Raw genomic sequence first — 14,433 nt, forward strand, 5'->3', positions numbered from 1 at the left:
AGCCGCTAAATCGCATTGAGGCGAAGCATGTTGAAAACGAACGAACGCGCACCCTCTGCTGCGCCGACTGCCCGTGTGACCTATCGCGCGGCGCTGGCCAAAGATGCCGCCGATCAGGCGGAAGTCTTTTACCATGCGGTCATGCAGGGCGCGGCCACACACTATGGGTTGGATGAACGCCGTGCCTGGGCGAATGCGCTGCCTCGTGAGGCGAGCGCTTGGGCAGCGCGCCAGGCGCTCTACACCACACTGGTGGCGGCTTGCGATGGCCGCTGTGTCGGGTTTCTAGAGCTGAATATCAGCGCAGGCCGCATTGAAACGCTCTACGTTTGGCCGTCGCTGGCGGGGCGTGGTATTGGCACCACGCTACTGATCCACGCCGAACGCATTCTACTCGAGCACGGCGTTTCGAGCGTAGAGATCGAGGCGAGCCTGGTGCTCTATGAGCGCCTGCTGCGCCGAGGCTTCGATAACCTCGGCGAGCAGTGGGTCGAGCGCAGCGGTGAAATGCTGCGTCGCTACCGACTGGTGAAGCAGCTCAGCGCCGTAGAAACCTAACGCCTACACGTTGAAGGTTTGGGTGATCCGCATCGACAGGTCGATGGATTTGACGTCTTTCGTCAGCGCGCCGCTGGAGATGCAGTCGACCCCCGTGTCCGCAATCGCTCTCAGCGTAGAGTCATTTACGTTGCCGGAGGCTTCCAGCGTGGCGCGGCCGCCGTTGATTTCCACCGCCACGTGGAGGTCTTCAATGGCGAAGTTATCCAGCATAACGATGTCGGCACCGGCGGCTAGGGCTTGATCTAGCTCCTCGAAGGTTTCGACTTCCACTTCCACCGGTAGGTCGCTGGCCAGTTTGCGGGCTTGAGCCACGGCGGCTTGAATGCCGCCGCAGGCGGCGATGTGGTTCTCTTTGATCAAGAACGCATCCCACAGGCCGATGCGGTGATTATGTCCGCCCCCACAGGTGACTGCGTATTTTTGGGCCAGTCGCATCCCGGGAAGCGTTTTACGAGTATCCAGCAAGCGCACGCTGGTGCCTTCGATCAAGTCCACGTAGCGACGCGTGGCAGTGGCCGTAGCCGACAGTGTTTGCAGCATGTTGAGGGCGGCCCGTTCGCCGGTGAGCAGGCTGCGGGCCGGACCTTCGAGCTCGAGAAAGCACTGGTCGGGTGCCAAAAGGTCGCCATCTGCAGCTTGCCAGCGCAGCGTCACGCGGCCATCCAGGCGGCGAAAGATCTCATCGACCCAGGCAACACCGCAGAGTACTGCGGCTTCACGGGTAATCACCTTGGCGGTTGCCCATTGGCTCTCAGGAATCAGCTGAGCCGTGATATCGCCTGCACCCACGTCTTCCGCCAGCAGACGGGCGGCGCAAGCGCGAATCTCTTCAGCAAGAGCAGTTTGGTAATCCATAGGGGGAGGTCTCTGGGCGTCGTCTTCGATGACGGGCATTATAGTGAAACAGACGGCTAACGTAGAGGAGTGCGTGCGCGCATGAACCAAGAAAACAGGGCGGGAGCGTGGTCCAGGGCGCGGCAGGTGCCATCACCGAACCAGGATGCACGCCCCCAGCAGGAGGTCTCACTGCTGCTCTTGCACGCCATTAGCCTGCCGCCAGGGCAGTTCTCGGGCGATGCCATCGAGGCGCTATTCACCAATCGACTGCCCCCGGACGGACACCCTTTCTTTGCCGAGATCGCCCACCTGCGGGTATCGGCCCATCTGTTGATCCGTCGCGACGGCGAGTGCGTTCAGTTCGTCGATACCGATCAGCGTGCCTGGCATGCCGGTCGCTCCTGCTGGTGGGACCCTGCGCTGGGCGCATGGCGATCCAGGCTCAACGATTTTTCCGTAGGCATCGAGCTCGAGGGCGATGATGACACTCCCTTTACCCAAGCGCAGTACACCGCCCTCGTCGACGCGGTGGGGTGGCTTATGGCTCGCTACCCGGCTTTGACGCCTCAGCGAATCACCAGCCATGCCAAAGTAGCGCCGCTGCGCAAAACCGATCCAGGGCCCGCCTTCGATTGGGCGTATTTCCGCCAGCGATTGTCACAGGTGGCCTTTAAACAATAAAAGCGTGGGTTAAAAAGTAGCGTTAAGTAGTTCTTGAGGCAGGTAATAAAACGGTAGTTTCACTACATTTTGAAGGTGTTCGTCGCAGCGACGAAGGTCTTAAAAGGTGCTTATGTTGCAGTGCAATAGTTTGTTTTGGATAGCCTTTTACGGCTCACTGGAATTGGCAGCGTGGCGACTTTGCGGTATCTTCGCATATACAAAAGGCTAACTTTCACTCTCTATGTGTAGCTTTACTACATCAAGACGAGCGTAGCTTGTTGAATGTAGAACGAAAACCCCCGTACGGTGCAAACGCGTCGTGCCATTGTATGGCCTGTGGTGGCTAAACACCGCAGCCGCCCCAGGCCCGAAGGGTTGGCGGGGCTCATTGTCATTTATCGTCATTCGGAGAGACCTCTATGAGTCTGGAGACAAGAGAAGATCTCGATCCGGTCGAAACCACGGAGTGGCTGGAATCCCTGGAATCGGTACTGGATCGTGAGGGCGAGGATCGTGCCCGCTACCTGATGACCCGCCTGGCGGATCGCCTGCGCCGGGACGGGATGAAGGTGCCCTTCTCGGTGACAACCCCCCACCGTAATACGATCCCGGTTCACCGCGAAGCGCCCATGCCTGGCGATCTGTTCATGGAGCGTCGTATCCGCTCCCTGATCCGTTACAACGCCATTGCGCAGGTGATTCGTAACAACCGGGCCAACCCGGGCCTGGGTGGTCACATTGCAAGCTTCATGTCGTCCGCGACGCTGTACGATGTGGGGTTCAACCACTTCTTCCGCGCTCCCAAAGGCGATTTCGAAGGCGACTTGATCTACATTCAGGGGCACGTGGCGCCGGGTATCTACGCGCGTTCGTTCCTGGAAGGCCGTCTGAGCGAAGAGCAAATGGACAAGTTCCGTCGCGAAGTCGACGGCGATGGCCTCTCTTCTTACCCGCACCCGTGGCTGATGCCGGACTACTGGCAGTTCCCCACGGTGTCCATGGGTCTTGGCCCGATTCAGGCCATCTATCAAGCCCACGTGATGAAGTATCTGCATCACCGTGAGCTGAAAGATATGCACGACCGCAAGATCTGGTGCTTCATGGGCGACGGCGAGTGTGACGAGCCGGAATCCCTGGGCGCGATCTCGCTGGCGGGCCGTGAGAACCTCGATAACTTGATCTTCGTCATCAACTGTAACCTGCAGCGCTTGGACGGTCCGGTACGCGGTAACTCCCGTGTCATGGACGAGTTCGAAGGCGTCTTCCGCGGTGCCGGTTGGAACGTGATCAAGGTCGTTTGGGGTCGTCACTGGGATCCGCTGTTCGAGAAGGATAAGAAAGGCATCCTTCAAAAACGCATGGACGAGGCGGTCGACGGCGAGTACCAGAACTACAAGGCGAACGGCGGTGCTTACACCCGTGAGCACTTCTTCGGTAAGTATCCTGAAACCGAAGAAATGGTCAAAGACCTCTCCGACGAAGATATCTGGAAGCTCAACCGTGGCGGTCACGACCCGTTCAAGGTCTACGCGGCCTATCACGAAGCGGTCAATACCTCCAATGGCAAGCCCACCGTCATCCTGGCGCACACCATCAAAGGGTACGGCATGGGCAGCGGTGATGGCGAAGCGGCCAACGAAGCGCACCAAGTCAAGAGCATGGAGTACGAAGCGCTGAAGAAATTCCGCGACCGCTTCGGTATTCCGCTCACCGACGAGCAGCTCAAGGACGTGCCGTACTACAAGCCGGAAGAGGACTCTCCCGAGCTCAAGTATATGCACCTGCAGCGCGAGCGTCTCAACGGTTACCTGCCGAGCCGTCGCAGCTCGTTTGAGCCGCTGGAAATACCGACCCTGGAAGACAAGACCTTTGCTTCGCAAATGGGCGGCTCCAAAGGGCGTGAAGTCTCTACCACCATGGCGTTCGTGCGTATCTTGAACGGCCTAGTGAAAGACAAGAAACTGGGCAAGCAGGTCGTGCCGATCATTCCGGACGAAGCACGTACGTTCGGTATGGAAGGTATGTTCCGTCAGCTCGGTATCTACACCTCTGAAGGTCAGAAGTACGAGCCGGTCGATAAAGGCCAGATCATGTACTACCGCGAGGACCAGAAAGGTCAGGTTCTCGAAGAGGGTATTTCTGAAGCAGGTGCGATGTCGGCGTGGATTGCCGCCGCGACCTCCTACAGCAATAACAACGTCACGCTGCTGCCGTTCTACATCTACTACTCGATGTTCGGCTTCCAGCGTATCGGCGACTTGGCATGGGCCGCAGGCGACCTGCAGGCACGTGGCTTCATGGTCGGCGGCACCGCCGGGCGTACCACGCTCAACGGTGAAGGTCTGCAGCACCAGGATGGTCACAGCCTGATTCAGGCGTCCACCATCCCCAACTGCCGCAGCTACGACCCCACCTATGCACACGAAGTGGCGGTCATCGTGCAAGACGGTCTGAAGCGCATGTTCACGGATCAAGAGAACTGCTTCTACTATCTGACCGTGATGAACGAGAACTACGAGCACCCCGAGCTTGAGAACGTACCGGCCGACGACATCGTCAAGGGCATGTACCTGCTCAAAGAGACGAAGGGTGACAAAGGTCGTGTTCAGCTGATGGGCTCGGGCACCATTCTTCGCGAAGTGGAAGCCGCTGCCGAGCTGCTTGCCAACGACTGGGGCATCGGTGCGGACATCTGGAGCGTGACCAGCTTCAACGAGCTGCGTCGTGAAGCGCTGCTGCTGGAGCGTGAAGCGTTCCTGAACCCGGATGCCGAGGCCAACAAGCCCCACGTGACCAAGTGCCTGGAAGGCCGTGACGGTCCGGTCATTGCGTCGACCGACTACATGAAGCTGTACGCGGACCAGGTGCGTGCCTGGGTACCGAACGACTACACCGTGCTGGGTACCGACGGCTTTGGCCGTTCCGATACCCGCGAGAAGCTGCGCTACTTCTTCGAAGTAGACCGCTACTTCGTCACCGTCGCCGCGCTGCGTGCCCTGGCCGACCGTGGTGAGATTGATCGCAAGCATGTCGGCGACGCGCTGAAAAAGTATGGCATCGATGCCAACAAGCCGAACCCGCTGACCAGCTAAACCGCTGCCCGGCGGGCAGATGCCCGCCGGCTCGATCCGATTTGGAAGGAGCGCGACCTTGAGTAGCGAAATCATCAAAGTTCCCGACATCGGTGGGGATACCGATGTCGAAATCATCGAGATTGCGGTGTCAGAAGGCGACGTCATTGAAGCGGAAGACACCCTGATCACTCTGGAATCCGACAAAGCCAGCATGGATGTACCGGCCCCGAAAGGCGGCAAGGTGATCAAAGTGTTGGTCAAAGAGGGCGATAAAGTCTCGGAAGGCGATGATATCGTCGAGCTGGAAGTGGAAGGTGGCGGTGAGAGTGATGATGCCGAGCCGGAAGCCGACTCCCAAGCGTCTGAGCCAGACGAAGCGCCCGCCAAGCAGCAAGAAGCGGCCCCTGCGCCAAAGAAAGCAAGCGGCGGCAAGCAAACCGTGGACATCAAAGTCCCCGATCTCGGTGGCTCTGACAACGTTGAGATCATCGACGTCGCCGTCGGCTCAGGCGATGAAGTCAACGCCGAAGACACGCTGATCACCCTGGAGTCTGACAAAGCCTCCATGGACGTGCCCAGCCCGCACAGCGGTAAGATCGTCGCGCTGACGGTGAAAGAGGGCGACACCGTGTCCGAAGGCGATGTGATTGGCCAGATGGAAATCGCGGGTGAAGGCGATGATGACAGTGATGCGGACGCGCCTGCCCAGGCCGACGAGTCTGCCTCCACTAACGACTCTGCCGAAGCTGAAGCCGAAGACGATACGGCTGACGACGAAGGCGGCAGCGGCGAGCCAGAGCGTAAAGAGATTCGCGTGCCGGATCTGTCAGGCTCATCTGACGTACCGATTATCGAAATTGGCGTTGCCGCCGGTGACGAGGTCGACGTCGAAGATCCGCTGATCACCCTGGAGTCCGATAAAGCCTCCATGGACGTGCCGAGCCCCTTCAAGGGCAAGATTCTGGAGCTCACCGTCAAAGAGGGTGACACCGTTTCTGAAGGCGACGTGATCGGCTATATGGAAGTCGCGGGTGCCAAGAAAGCCGCACCCAAAAAAGCGGCCCCTGAAAAAGCGGATAGCAAGCCGCAGAGCGCGCCCAACGCCAAGCAGGCGTCCCCGGCGGGTTCCCCCAGTCCCGAAGCGCAAATGGCGTCTCACAAGCCTCGCGACGGCAAGCTGGTACACGCGGGCCCCGCCGTGCGTATGCTGGCCCGTGAGCTAGGCGTCGATCTGGGCCTCGTGAAGCCCAGCGGCCCGAAAGATCGCGTGCTGAAAGAAGACGTGCAGGCCTACGTCAAACAGGCGATTGCCAACCAGGGTAAAGCCCAGGCTGCCGCTCCTGCGGCCAGCGGTGGTGCAGGCATCCCCGCCGTGCCGGAAGTCGACTTCAGCCAGTTCGGTGAGGTGGAAGAGAAGCCGATGGGTCGCCTGCTCAAGATGGGCGCGACGAACCTGCATCGTAGCTGGCTCAACGTGCCCCACGTGACCCAGTTCGACGAAGCCGACATCACGGAGCTTGAAAACTTCCGTAAGGCCATGAAGGCCGAAGCCGAAGCCCAAGGGGCCAAGCTCACGCCGCTGCCGTTCCTGGTCAAGGCGTGTGCCTTTGCACTGCGCAAGTTCCCGCAGTTCAACGTCAGCTTGAAAGGCGACGGCGATACGCTGGTATGGAAGAAGTACGTCCATATCGGTATCGCGGTGGATACGCCGGACGGTCTGATGGTGCCCGTGCTGCGCGACGCCGATAAGAAATCCTTGATCGAGATTGCCAAGGAGATGGCGGAGCTAGGCAAGAAAGCGCAAACCAAGAAGCTCAAGCGGGAAGAGATGACCGGTGGCTGCTTCACCATTTCGAGCCTGGGTTCGATTGGTGGCACGGCCTTCACGCCGATCGTCAACGCCCCTGAGGTCGCGATCTTGGGTGTGTCGAAAGCGCAGATGAAGCCGGTATGGGATGGCAGTGCTTTCCAGCCGCGCTTGATGATGCCGCTGTCGCTCTCCTACGATCACCGCGCGATCAACGGTGCGGATGCAGCGCGCTTCACCGCCTTCCTGGCGGACGTGCTCACCGATATCCGTCGCTTGCTGCTGTAAGCGATCATACGAGCAAGCCACAAGCGGCGCCCTGATGGGCGCCGCTTGTGTTTATAGCAAGCCCACTTAAACGGCAGTTTGAAGCAAACAGGGTGACCAAAGTACTAACGTTGGCCACTTTGCTGTTTTTGCTCAAAAAAACACAAAATAATCGTGCTCTCAGGCTTTTGGGGAGTTGTGTCGCCTGAACGGCACGGTTATTGTCGATTCATTGATTTCAACTATCACTATCATTCAAGACGATCATTCAAGGAGCAGTGCCATGCGTTTAATCCTGTTGGGTGCCCCCGGCGCGGGGAAGGGGACTCAAGCTCAATTTATTTGTGAGCAGTTCAAGATTCCCCAAATTTCCACCGGGGATATGCTGCGCGCCGCTATCAAGGACGGCACTGAGCTGGGCTTGAAGGTCAAAGAGATCATGAACAGCGGTGGTCTGGTGTCGGACGACATCATCATCGATCTGGTCAAAGAGCGCATCAGCCAGCCGGACTGCGAGAATGGTTTCTTGTTCGACGGTTTCCCGCGGACCATTCCCCAGGCCGACGCCATGAAAGAGGGCGGCGTCAAACTGGATCACGTACTGGAAATCGCGGTGCCGGATGAAGAGATCGTCAGCCGTTTGGCGGGTCGCCGCGTACACCCGGCCTCTGGTCGCGTTTATCACATCGAGCACAATCCGCCCAAAGAGCCGGGTAAAGACGATGTCACCGGCGAAACGCTGATCCAGCGTGAAGACGACCAAGAGTCCACGGTGCGTAACCGCCTGTCGGTCTACCACGACCAAACCGCGCCGCTGGTGGACTACTACCAGCAGTGGGCGAAAGAGGACCCGGCCGCCGCGCCGCAGTATCACCGCGTCGAAGGCGTGGGCAGCGTGGCGGACATCACGCGCCAGGTGAAAGAAGCACTGAGCTAAGCGCGCTGCAGCGTCACGTGCCACGATGGCCCGCAGGCTTCCTGCGGGCCATCGTCGTTTCAGGCATGTGACGGTATACTAGAGGCCTATTTTTACGGAGTGCAACACCGCTATGTCGTCGTTATACCTTCTGGCACTGGATGCCTCCTCCAGCGCCTGTTCTGCGGCTTTGCTCCGCCAAGCAGGCGGTCAGCGTGACTGTTTGGCGCGCTATGAAATGACGCCACGCGCGCACACCAAGCGCTTGATGCCGATGGTGGATGAGCTGCTCGCTGATGCGGGCATTGCCCCTCAAGCGCTGAACGCCATTGCGTTCGGGCGTGGTCCCGGTTCGTTTACCGGCCTGCGCATTGCGGCCGGTGCTGCCCAAGGGCTGGCGTTTGGCTTGGACTGCCCGCTGCTCGGCATTTCGACCTTGGAGGCGCTCGCGCTACAAGCGCATCGGCGTTATCACTTTCGCCATGTGGTCACCGCGTTGGATGCGCGCATGGGCGAAGTGTATGCGGCCACCTGGCACTGCTTGAACGATACCTTAAGCTTACAAAGTGACGAGGTCGTCATCGCGCCCGGTGCATTCCGCTTGCCGGCCGACGAAACCGATTGGGTAGGCGTAGGCTCGGGCTTTAGCCTGTGGGATGAGTTTGCTGTCGGCGTGCAGGCCAGCATGTCGCAACATCTCACGGACTTAGAACCGCGCGCAGAGGAGATGGCGTGGCTGGCCGCGCGCGACCTGGACGCAGGCTTGGGCCAAGCGGCCCACGCGGCACAGCCGGTGTATCTGCGTAATAACGTGGCGTGGAAAAAACCGGCATGAGCCAGCCGATACCGGAGGTTCTCCTGCCGACGGGGCTAACCTTGGGCTATGTGGAGGGCCAGCTTGCCCTGATCGGGGAGGAGCGGGAGTACGGCAAGCCGCTCAGCGTTGATTTTGTCTCGGGAAAGGCCGCGCATCGCCGTCAGTTCGGCGGCGGCCGTGGGCAGCTGGTGGCGAAGGCCTGCGGGCTGGCCAAAGGCGTGACGCCGAGCGTGATCGATGCTACGGCGGGGCTGGGGCGCGACGCCTTCGTCTTGGCAAGCCTTGGAGCGCCGGTGCTGATGATCGAGCGGGTCGCGGCCATCGCCGCCTTGCTCAGCGATGGCCTCGCGCGTGCGGCGGCCGCAGAGGACACCGCCGCGATTGCCGCGCGAATGTGCCTGCGTCATGGCGATGCCGCCGAACAGTTGGCGATACTGGTGGCAGACGCCGAGTTCGCCCCTCAGGTCATTCATCTGGACCCTATGTTCCCCCATCGGGAGAAGTCCGCGCTGGTGAAAAAAGAGATGCGCGTGTTTCGCGAGCTGGCCGGGGACGACGACGATGCCCCACGGCTGTTGGAAGCCGCGCTCGACGTGGCGACTCACCGGGTGGTGGTGAAACGCCCCCGTAAAGCGCCACCTATTGCGGGGCCCGCGCCGCAGCACACGCTGGAAGGCAAAACGAGCCGCTACGATCTGTACGTTCATCGTTCACTCAGCCGCTGAGCGTGGATGACACAGCGTAGCCAGAGAAGGAGTCTCTATGCAGCACGAGTGGCGAGAAGGAAACCGTGTGATTCTGCTGCCGGAAGCGTCGCGCTTTTTACCGGCGATGTTCGAAGCGGTCAGTCAGGCACAGCATTACGTGCTGGTGGAGCTCTACTTGATGGAGTCCGGCGAGCTCGCAAACCAAGTCATTGATGCATTGGAAGCCGCAACGCAGCGAGGGGTAAAAACCTACCTACTGCTGGACGGATACGGCGCGATGGGATTGGAGCGACGCGACCGTGAGCGCCTGGAGGCCGCTGGCGTGGCGTTGCAGCTGTTCAACCCGATTGGATTTCACTCCCTGGCCCGTAATCTCAGCCGCGACCACCGTAAGATCGTGGTGGTGGACGGTGAGATTGCCTTTACCGGCGGTTTTGGCGCAGTGGATGAGTTCCTGCAGGCATGGTATGAAATCGCGCTACGTATCGACGGCCCGGCCGTTGCGGACTGGGAAGTGCTGTTTCGCCGTCTGTGGCGTTCCCGGCTGACTCGCCAAGCGTCGGGTAACCCAGCGCCCCTTCCGCTCCCGCCACAGCGCAGCGCGACCTCCCATGCCGATGGCGTGCGGGGGCGAGTGATGTCGGCAAGAGGCTATCGCTACCAAGCAATTCGCCACTCGCTGTATGCCCGGGTGAGTAGCGCCCAACAGCGGCTGTGGCTGTGCACGCCCTACTTCGTGCCTACGTTTGCGCTGCGCCGCCGGTTGATCCGCGCTGCTCGGCAAGGCGTGGATGTGCGCCTGCTACTGCCCGGTGCCAAGCACGATCATCCCGGCGTGCGCTATGCGGGCCAGCGCTTTTATCAGGGGTTGCTGAAAGCGGGCGTACGCATTTTCGAATTCCAGCCGACCTTCATACATGCCAAATTCGTTCTGGCCGATGAGTGGGTTAGTCTCGGCTCCTGCAACTTCGATCACTGGAACCTGCACTGGAACTTAGAGGCCAACCAGGAGATAGACGATCCAGGATTCGCCAGCGACGTGCAGGCGCTTTTCGAGCGTAACTTTGCCGCCAGCCAAGAGGTAGATGCCGCCGCCTGGGCCGCGCGCCCCTGGGGGCAGCGGGCCAAGGAGTGGGTGTATGGCGTCGTGGATGGCCTTGTGATGCGTCTAAAATAGCGCGGTTATTTGCGCTTTTTGCCTTTAGCCTTGGCGGGCGTTTTTTTACGCGGTTTGGGCTTGGGGGTTTCCGGCGGCACGCGGTAGTGCAGGTAAAGGTCAAGCACCAGCTCGGGCAGTTGAGCAACGAAGGTCTCTTGGCTGGCTTGATCCCTGGCCATCTCGGCCATGTCGGGTTCGTCGTCGAAGAGCCCCGATAGCGACATGAACGGCAGCAGCAGCGTGGCGGCAGCCTCTTCGTCATCCTGGAACCAGGCGCTTTCGTCGCTGAACACCGCTTCCATAAAGCCTGCACACCAGTCGCCAATCGGCGTCTCTTCGGCGGGCAGGCCATCCAGTGTTAGTTCGAAAGGTAGCTCTGGCAGACCACCTTGCTCCAGCACCGCCATGGCGTTGTCGCGCAGTAGCGTCAGCAGTTGGACGATCTCGTCGCGCTCGGCGGCGTCGCGGTAGTTGGGTTCGCCTTGGAAGAGCTCTTCCAGCCACTGTTCGGTGGGCTGCTCGCTAGGAGCAACCGCCAGGGCGACGAGAAAACCGTGAGCTGAAATTAGATCAAGGGCATCTTCGCCCACTTGCTCTGAATCGAGAAAATCGTCCAGCCTGTCCAGCTGTTCATCATCAAGCAGCGGCTGAGGCGGAGTGCTGTCGGGCGAGTTAGCTTCGGTCACGGTGTTGCGCTCTGCCATAGGGAGCCTCGTGGTCAACGTCATCATTGAAAACCGCTGTCGATCCGTCACAATCGAGCAACGTCACTAATGGCTAGTTTATCACTAATGAAGACGTCACCACTGCCCCCTTGGCCGCACGATGATTTGATGGCGCGCTCCCAGGAGGCGCTTCTTCGGGCCGCCCAAGAGCGGGTCGCACAGGCCTTGGCACGCTGCCGAGAGGTGCATCCAGCGCTGCCTGCGCCCAAGGTGTGGTTTGACCTCAAGGGCGCATCGGCGGGGCAAGCGCATCTTGGGCGGGGCGGGCTGCGTTTCAACCCGGTGCTGCTGGCAGACAATCGCGAGGCCTTCTTCGACGAAGTGATTCCCCACGAAATGGCCCACTGGCTGGTCTTTCATTTGGCCAACGGCACGCGCTTAAAGCCCCACGGCCGCGAGTGGCAGGCGGTCATGCGTGATCTGTTCGGGCTCGTGCCACGGGTGACCCACTGCTTCGATATTCAGCGCTCCCAGCCGCGCCCCTATCGCTATGAGTGTCGCTGTCAGACCCACCGTTTTACACCGCGCCGCCATGCCCTGGTCGTCAAGGGGCGACGCTACCGCTGCCGTCATTGTGATGAGACCTTGGTCTATCGTGCTTTCGAACGCCCGTGATTATTATTTTAAGTAACTGTTTTTTAAATAAAAATTGCTACTACCAATGTCTAAAGGGAAGCCGTTCGGGACAGGTTTATGCTAGGTAAATATTACGCGCGTCGGTGCAGCCAATAATAAAACCGACATCACTTACCAGAGAGTGCAACTTCACGGACAGAGGCAACTTCATGAGCGAGCATAAAAACGTCTATCCAGTGCGCGATAGCATCGCTGCCAAGGCATGGGCCGATAAAGATAAATATGCGGCAATGTATCAGCAGTCCATGGACGACCCGGAAGGTTTCTGGGGCGAGCAGGCCAAACGCCTCGACTGGATCAAAACGCCCAGCAAAATTAAAAACACCTCGTTTGCCCGCGATAACGTCGATATTCGCTGGTTCGAAGACGGCGAGCTGAACGTGGCGGCGAACTGTCTGGACCGCCACCTAGACAAGCGAGGCGATCAAACGGCGATCATTTGGGAAGGCGATAACCCCAACGAATCCAAGCATATTACGTATCGCGAGCTTTACGAGCGCACGAATCAATTGGCCAACGGCTTGAAGTCGCTGGGCATTCAGAAAGGCGATACCGTCACGCTCTACATGCCGATGATTCCTGAAGCGGCTATGGCCATGTTGGCCTGCGCCCGTATCGGCGCGGTGCATTCGGTGGTCTTTGGTGGTTTCTCGCCTGACGCAGTGGCCCAGCGGGTCATCGGTGCGGATTCTAAGCTGGTCATTACCGCCGATGAGTCGGTGCGTGGTGGCAAGCACGTACCGCTCAAAGAGAACGTCGACTCCGCGCTCAAGCGTGATGGCACCGACGTGTGCAAGAACGTACTGGTAGTGAAGCGCACCGGTGGCGAGATCGACTGGCAGGAAGGCCGCGATATCTGGTTTGACGAGCTGGTCGATAAGCAGTCAACCGAGTGCCCGGCCGAGGCGATGAACGCGGAAGATCCGCTGTTCATTCTCTACACCTCCGGTTCCACCGGCGCACCAAAAGGCTTGAAGCACACTACCGGCGGTTACCTGACTTACGCCGCCATGACGCATCAGTACGTCTTCGACTACCAAGAGGGCGAGATCTACTGGTGTACGGCTGACGTGGGCTGGGTGACCGGTCATAGCTATATCGTCTACGGCCCGCTGGCGAACGGTGCCACCACGCTGATGTTCGAAGGCGTGCCGAGCTACCCGACCCACGGCCGAATGGGTGAAATCGTCGACAAGCATCAGGTCAATATCCTCTACACCGCGCCCACCGCCGTACGCGCACTGATGGCCCACGGTGATGGCGTTATGGACTCCAGCAAGCGGGATTCGCTACGCCTGCTGGGGTCGGTGGGTGAGCCGATCAACCCGGAAGCGTGGGAGTGGTTCTACCGCGTGATCGGCAACGAGAAGTGCCCCATCGTGGATACCTGGTGGCAGACCGAAACCGGCGGCATCATGATTGCACCGCTGCCGGGGGCCACCGACCTGAAACCAGGCTCGGCGACGACGCCTTTCTTTGGCGTCAAACCTGCCCTGGTCGATAACGAGGGCAATAAGCTCGAAGGTGCCACCGAAGGCAATCTGGTGATCCTGGACTCCTGGCCGGGGCAAGCGCGCTCTATCTGGGGCGATCATGAGCGCTTCGTTCAGACCTATTTCTCCACCTACGACGGCATGTACTTCACGGGCGACGGCTGCCGTCGTGATGAGGATGGCTACTACTGGATCACCGGTCGTGTGGATGACGTGCTGAACGTTTCCGGCCACCGTATGGGCACCGCCGAGATCGAGTCGTCGCTGGTGGCGCACTCTGCCGTGGCCGAAGCGGCGGTAGTGGGCTTCCCCCACGATATCAAAGGCCAGGGCATCTACATCTACGTGACCCTGAACGACGGTATCGATCCCACGGACGAGCTGAAGAAAGAGCTGACTCAGTGGGTGCGCAAAGATATCGGGCCGATTGCCTCGCCGGATGTGATTCAGTGGGCACCGGGACTGCCGAAAACGCGCTCGGGTAAAATCATGCGCCGTATTTTGCGCAAGATCGCCGCCAACGAGTGCGATGGTCTCGGCGATACCAGCACCCTGGCCGATCCGTCGGTCGTCGATGATCTGATCGAACATCGGGCCAATCAATAACCGTCTCGCCCTCACTGCCATCGGCAGTGAGGGCGGCGTTCAATGACGGGCGTCAAGCATTTGCGTCTAACGATCAGGCAAACTGCGCTTATCCGATGCAGTGCCGGCCATAGGGCCGGCACTGCTGTTTTCGTTCGGATGACGTCTCAATGACAAATTGTGCAT

At 59.7% G+C, this 14,433-nt stretch carries 12 protein-coding genes; 10 read left to right on the forward strand and 2 right to left on the reverse strand.

From position 1 onward, the window contains the following. The first annotated feature begins 27 nt into the window (after positions 1-27). Positions 28-558 (forward strand): GNAT family N-acetyltransferase, encoded by a 531-nt coding sequence (locus tag NH398_RS07295; protein WP_253017529.1) that lies wholly within the window; start codon positions 28-30, stop codon positions 556-558. A gap of 3 nt (positions 559-561) precedes the next feature. Here the strand turns inward: NH398_RS07295 and nadC are convergent, their stop codons facing one another. Then, positions 562-1,416 (reverse strand): carboxylating nicotinate-nucleotide diphosphorylase, encoded by an 855-nt coding sequence (gene nadC, locus NH398_RS07300; protein WP_253017540.1) that lies wholly within the window; start codon positions 1,414-1,416, stop codon positions 562-564. Between the two features lie 81 nt (positions 1,417-1,497). Here nadC and ampD point away from each other — a divergent pair, with 81 nt between their 5' ends. The 7 genes from ampD (at position 1,498) to NH398_RS07335 (ending at position 10,826) form a co-directional block, all read left to right on the forward strand. After that, positions 1,498-2,079, forward strand: a complete 582-nt coding sequence (ampD, locus tag NH398_RS07305; protein ID WP_159343139.1) for a 1,6-anhydro-N-acetylmuramyl-L-alanine amidase AmpD — start codon at positions 1,498-1,500, stop codon at positions 2,077-2,079. Positions 2,080-2,480: 401 nt separating this feature from the next. Next, on the forward strand, positions 2,481-5,153 hold the full coding sequence (gene aceE / locus NH398_RS07310; RefSeq protein WP_159343138.1) for a pyruvate dehydrogenase (acetyl-transferring), homodimeric type: 2,673 nt from the start codon (positions 2,481-2,483) through the stop codon (positions 5,151-5,153). 58 nt (positions 5,154-5,211) lie between these two features. Continuing rightward, positions 5,212-7,230: a pyruvate dehydrogenase complex dihydrolipoyllysine-residue acetyltransferase gene (gene aceF / locus NH398_RS07315; RefSeq protein WP_253017542.1), complete on the forward strand. Its 2,019-nt coding sequence runs from the start codon at positions 5,212-5,214 to the stop codon at positions 7,228-7,230. A gap of 262 nt (positions 7,231-7,492) precedes the next feature. After that, a complete protein-coding gene (adk, locus tag NH398_RS07320; RefSeq protein ID WP_159343136.1) occupies positions 7,493-8,146 on the forward strand; it encodes an adenylate kinase in 654 nt (217 codons plus the stop codon). 112 nt (positions 8,147-8,258) lie between these two features. After that, positions 8,259-8,960 carry a tRNA (adenosine(37)-N6)-threonylcarbamoyltransferase complex dimerization subunit type 1 TsaB gene (tsaB, locus tag NH398_RS07325; protein ID WP_159343135.1) on the forward strand — a complete coding sequence of 234 codons (702 nt, stop codon included), beginning with the start codon at positions 8,259-8,261 and terminating at the stop codon, positions 8,958-8,960. Next, positions 8,957-9,667, forward strand: coding sequence for a class I SAM-dependent methyltransferase (locus NH398_RS07330; RefSeq protein ID WP_253017544.1), 711 nt, complete (start codon positions 8,957-8,959; stop codon positions 9,665-9,667). Before tsaB ends, NH398_RS07330 begins: the two co-directional genes overlap by 4 nt. Positions 9,668-9,704: 37 nt before the next feature. Next, the gene (locus NH398_RS07335; RefSeq protein ID WP_253017546.1) at positions 9,705-10,826 is read left to right on the forward strand and encodes a phospholipase D-like domain-containing protein; all 1,122 of its coding nucleotides are present in this window, start codon (positions 9,705-9,707) and stop codon (positions 10,824-10,826) included. Positions 10,827-10,831: 5 nt separating this feature from the next. Here NH398_RS07335 and NH398_RS07340 read toward each other — a convergent pair whose 3' ends face one another. Then, entirely contained in the window at positions 10,832-11,512 is a 681-nt protein-coding gene (locus NH398_RS07340; protein WP_253017548.1) for a YecA family protein, read from the reverse strand. Positions 11,513-11,641: 129 nt separating this feature from the next. On the opposite strand from NH398_RS07340, the gene NH398_RS07345 reads away from it, so the two are divergent. Together NH398_RS07345 and acs are read left to right on the forward strand one after the other, a co-directional pair. Further along, entirely contained in the window at positions 11,642-12,148 is a 507-nt protein-coding gene (locus NH398_RS07345; protein ID WP_253017550.1) for a SprT-like domain-containing protein, read from the forward strand. A gap of 170 nt (positions 12,149-12,318) precedes the next feature. Then, positions 12,319-14,268: an acetate--CoA ligase gene (gene acs, locus NH398_RS07350; protein WP_159343130.1), complete on the forward strand. Its 1,950-nt coding sequence runs from the start codon at positions 12,319-12,321 to the stop codon at positions 14,266-14,268. Positions 14,269-14,433 lie beyond the last annotated feature (165 nt).

The organism is Halomonas sp. CnH100-B, assembly GCF_024124605.1.
Classification (GTDB): Bacteria; Pseudomonadota; Gammaproteobacteria; order Pseudomonadales; family Halomonadaceae; genus Vreelandella.

Coding starts and splice junctions, on each gene's coding strand:
- NH398_RS07295 (WP_253017529.1), top strand. CDS start 28: ATGTTGAAAACGAACGAACGCGCACCCTCTGCTGCGCCGACTGCCCGT.
- nadC (WP_253017540.1), bottom strand. CDS start 1,416: ATGGATTACCAAACTGCTCTTGCTGAAGAGATTCGCGCTTGCGCCGCC.
- ampD (WP_159343139.1), top strand. CDS start 1,498: ATGAACCAAGAAAACAGGGCGGGAGCGTGGTCCAGGGCGCGGCAGGTG.
- aceE (WP_159343138.1), top strand. CDS start 2,481: ATGAGTCTGGAGACAAGAGAAGATCTCGATCCGGTCGAAACCACGGAG.
- adk (WP_159343136.1), top strand. CDS start 7,493: ATGCGTTTAATCCTGTTGGGTGCCCCCGGCGCGGGGAAGGGGACTCAA.
- tsaB (WP_159343135.1), top strand. CDS start 8,259: ATGTCGTCGTTATACCTTCTGGCACTGGATGCCTCCTCCAGCGCCTGT.
- NH398_RS07330 (WP_253017544.1), top strand. CDS start 8,957: ATGAGCCAGCCGATACCGGAGGTTCTCCTGCCGACGGGGCTAACCTTG.
- NH398_RS07335 (WP_253017546.1), top strand. CDS start 9,705: ATGCAGCACGAGTGGCGAGAAGGAAACCGTGTGATTCTGCTGCCGGAA.
- NH398_RS07340 (WP_253017548.1), bottom strand. CDS start 11,512: ATGGCAGAGCGCAACACCGTGACCGAAGCTAACTCGCCCGACAGCACT.
- NH398_RS07345 (WP_253017550.1), top strand. CDS start 11,642: ATGGCGCGCTCCCAGGAGGCGCTTCTTCGGGCCGCCCAAGAGCGGGTC.
- acs (WP_159343130.1), top strand. CDS start 12,319: ATGAGCGAGCATAAAAACGTCTATCCAGTGCGCGATAGCATCGCTGCC.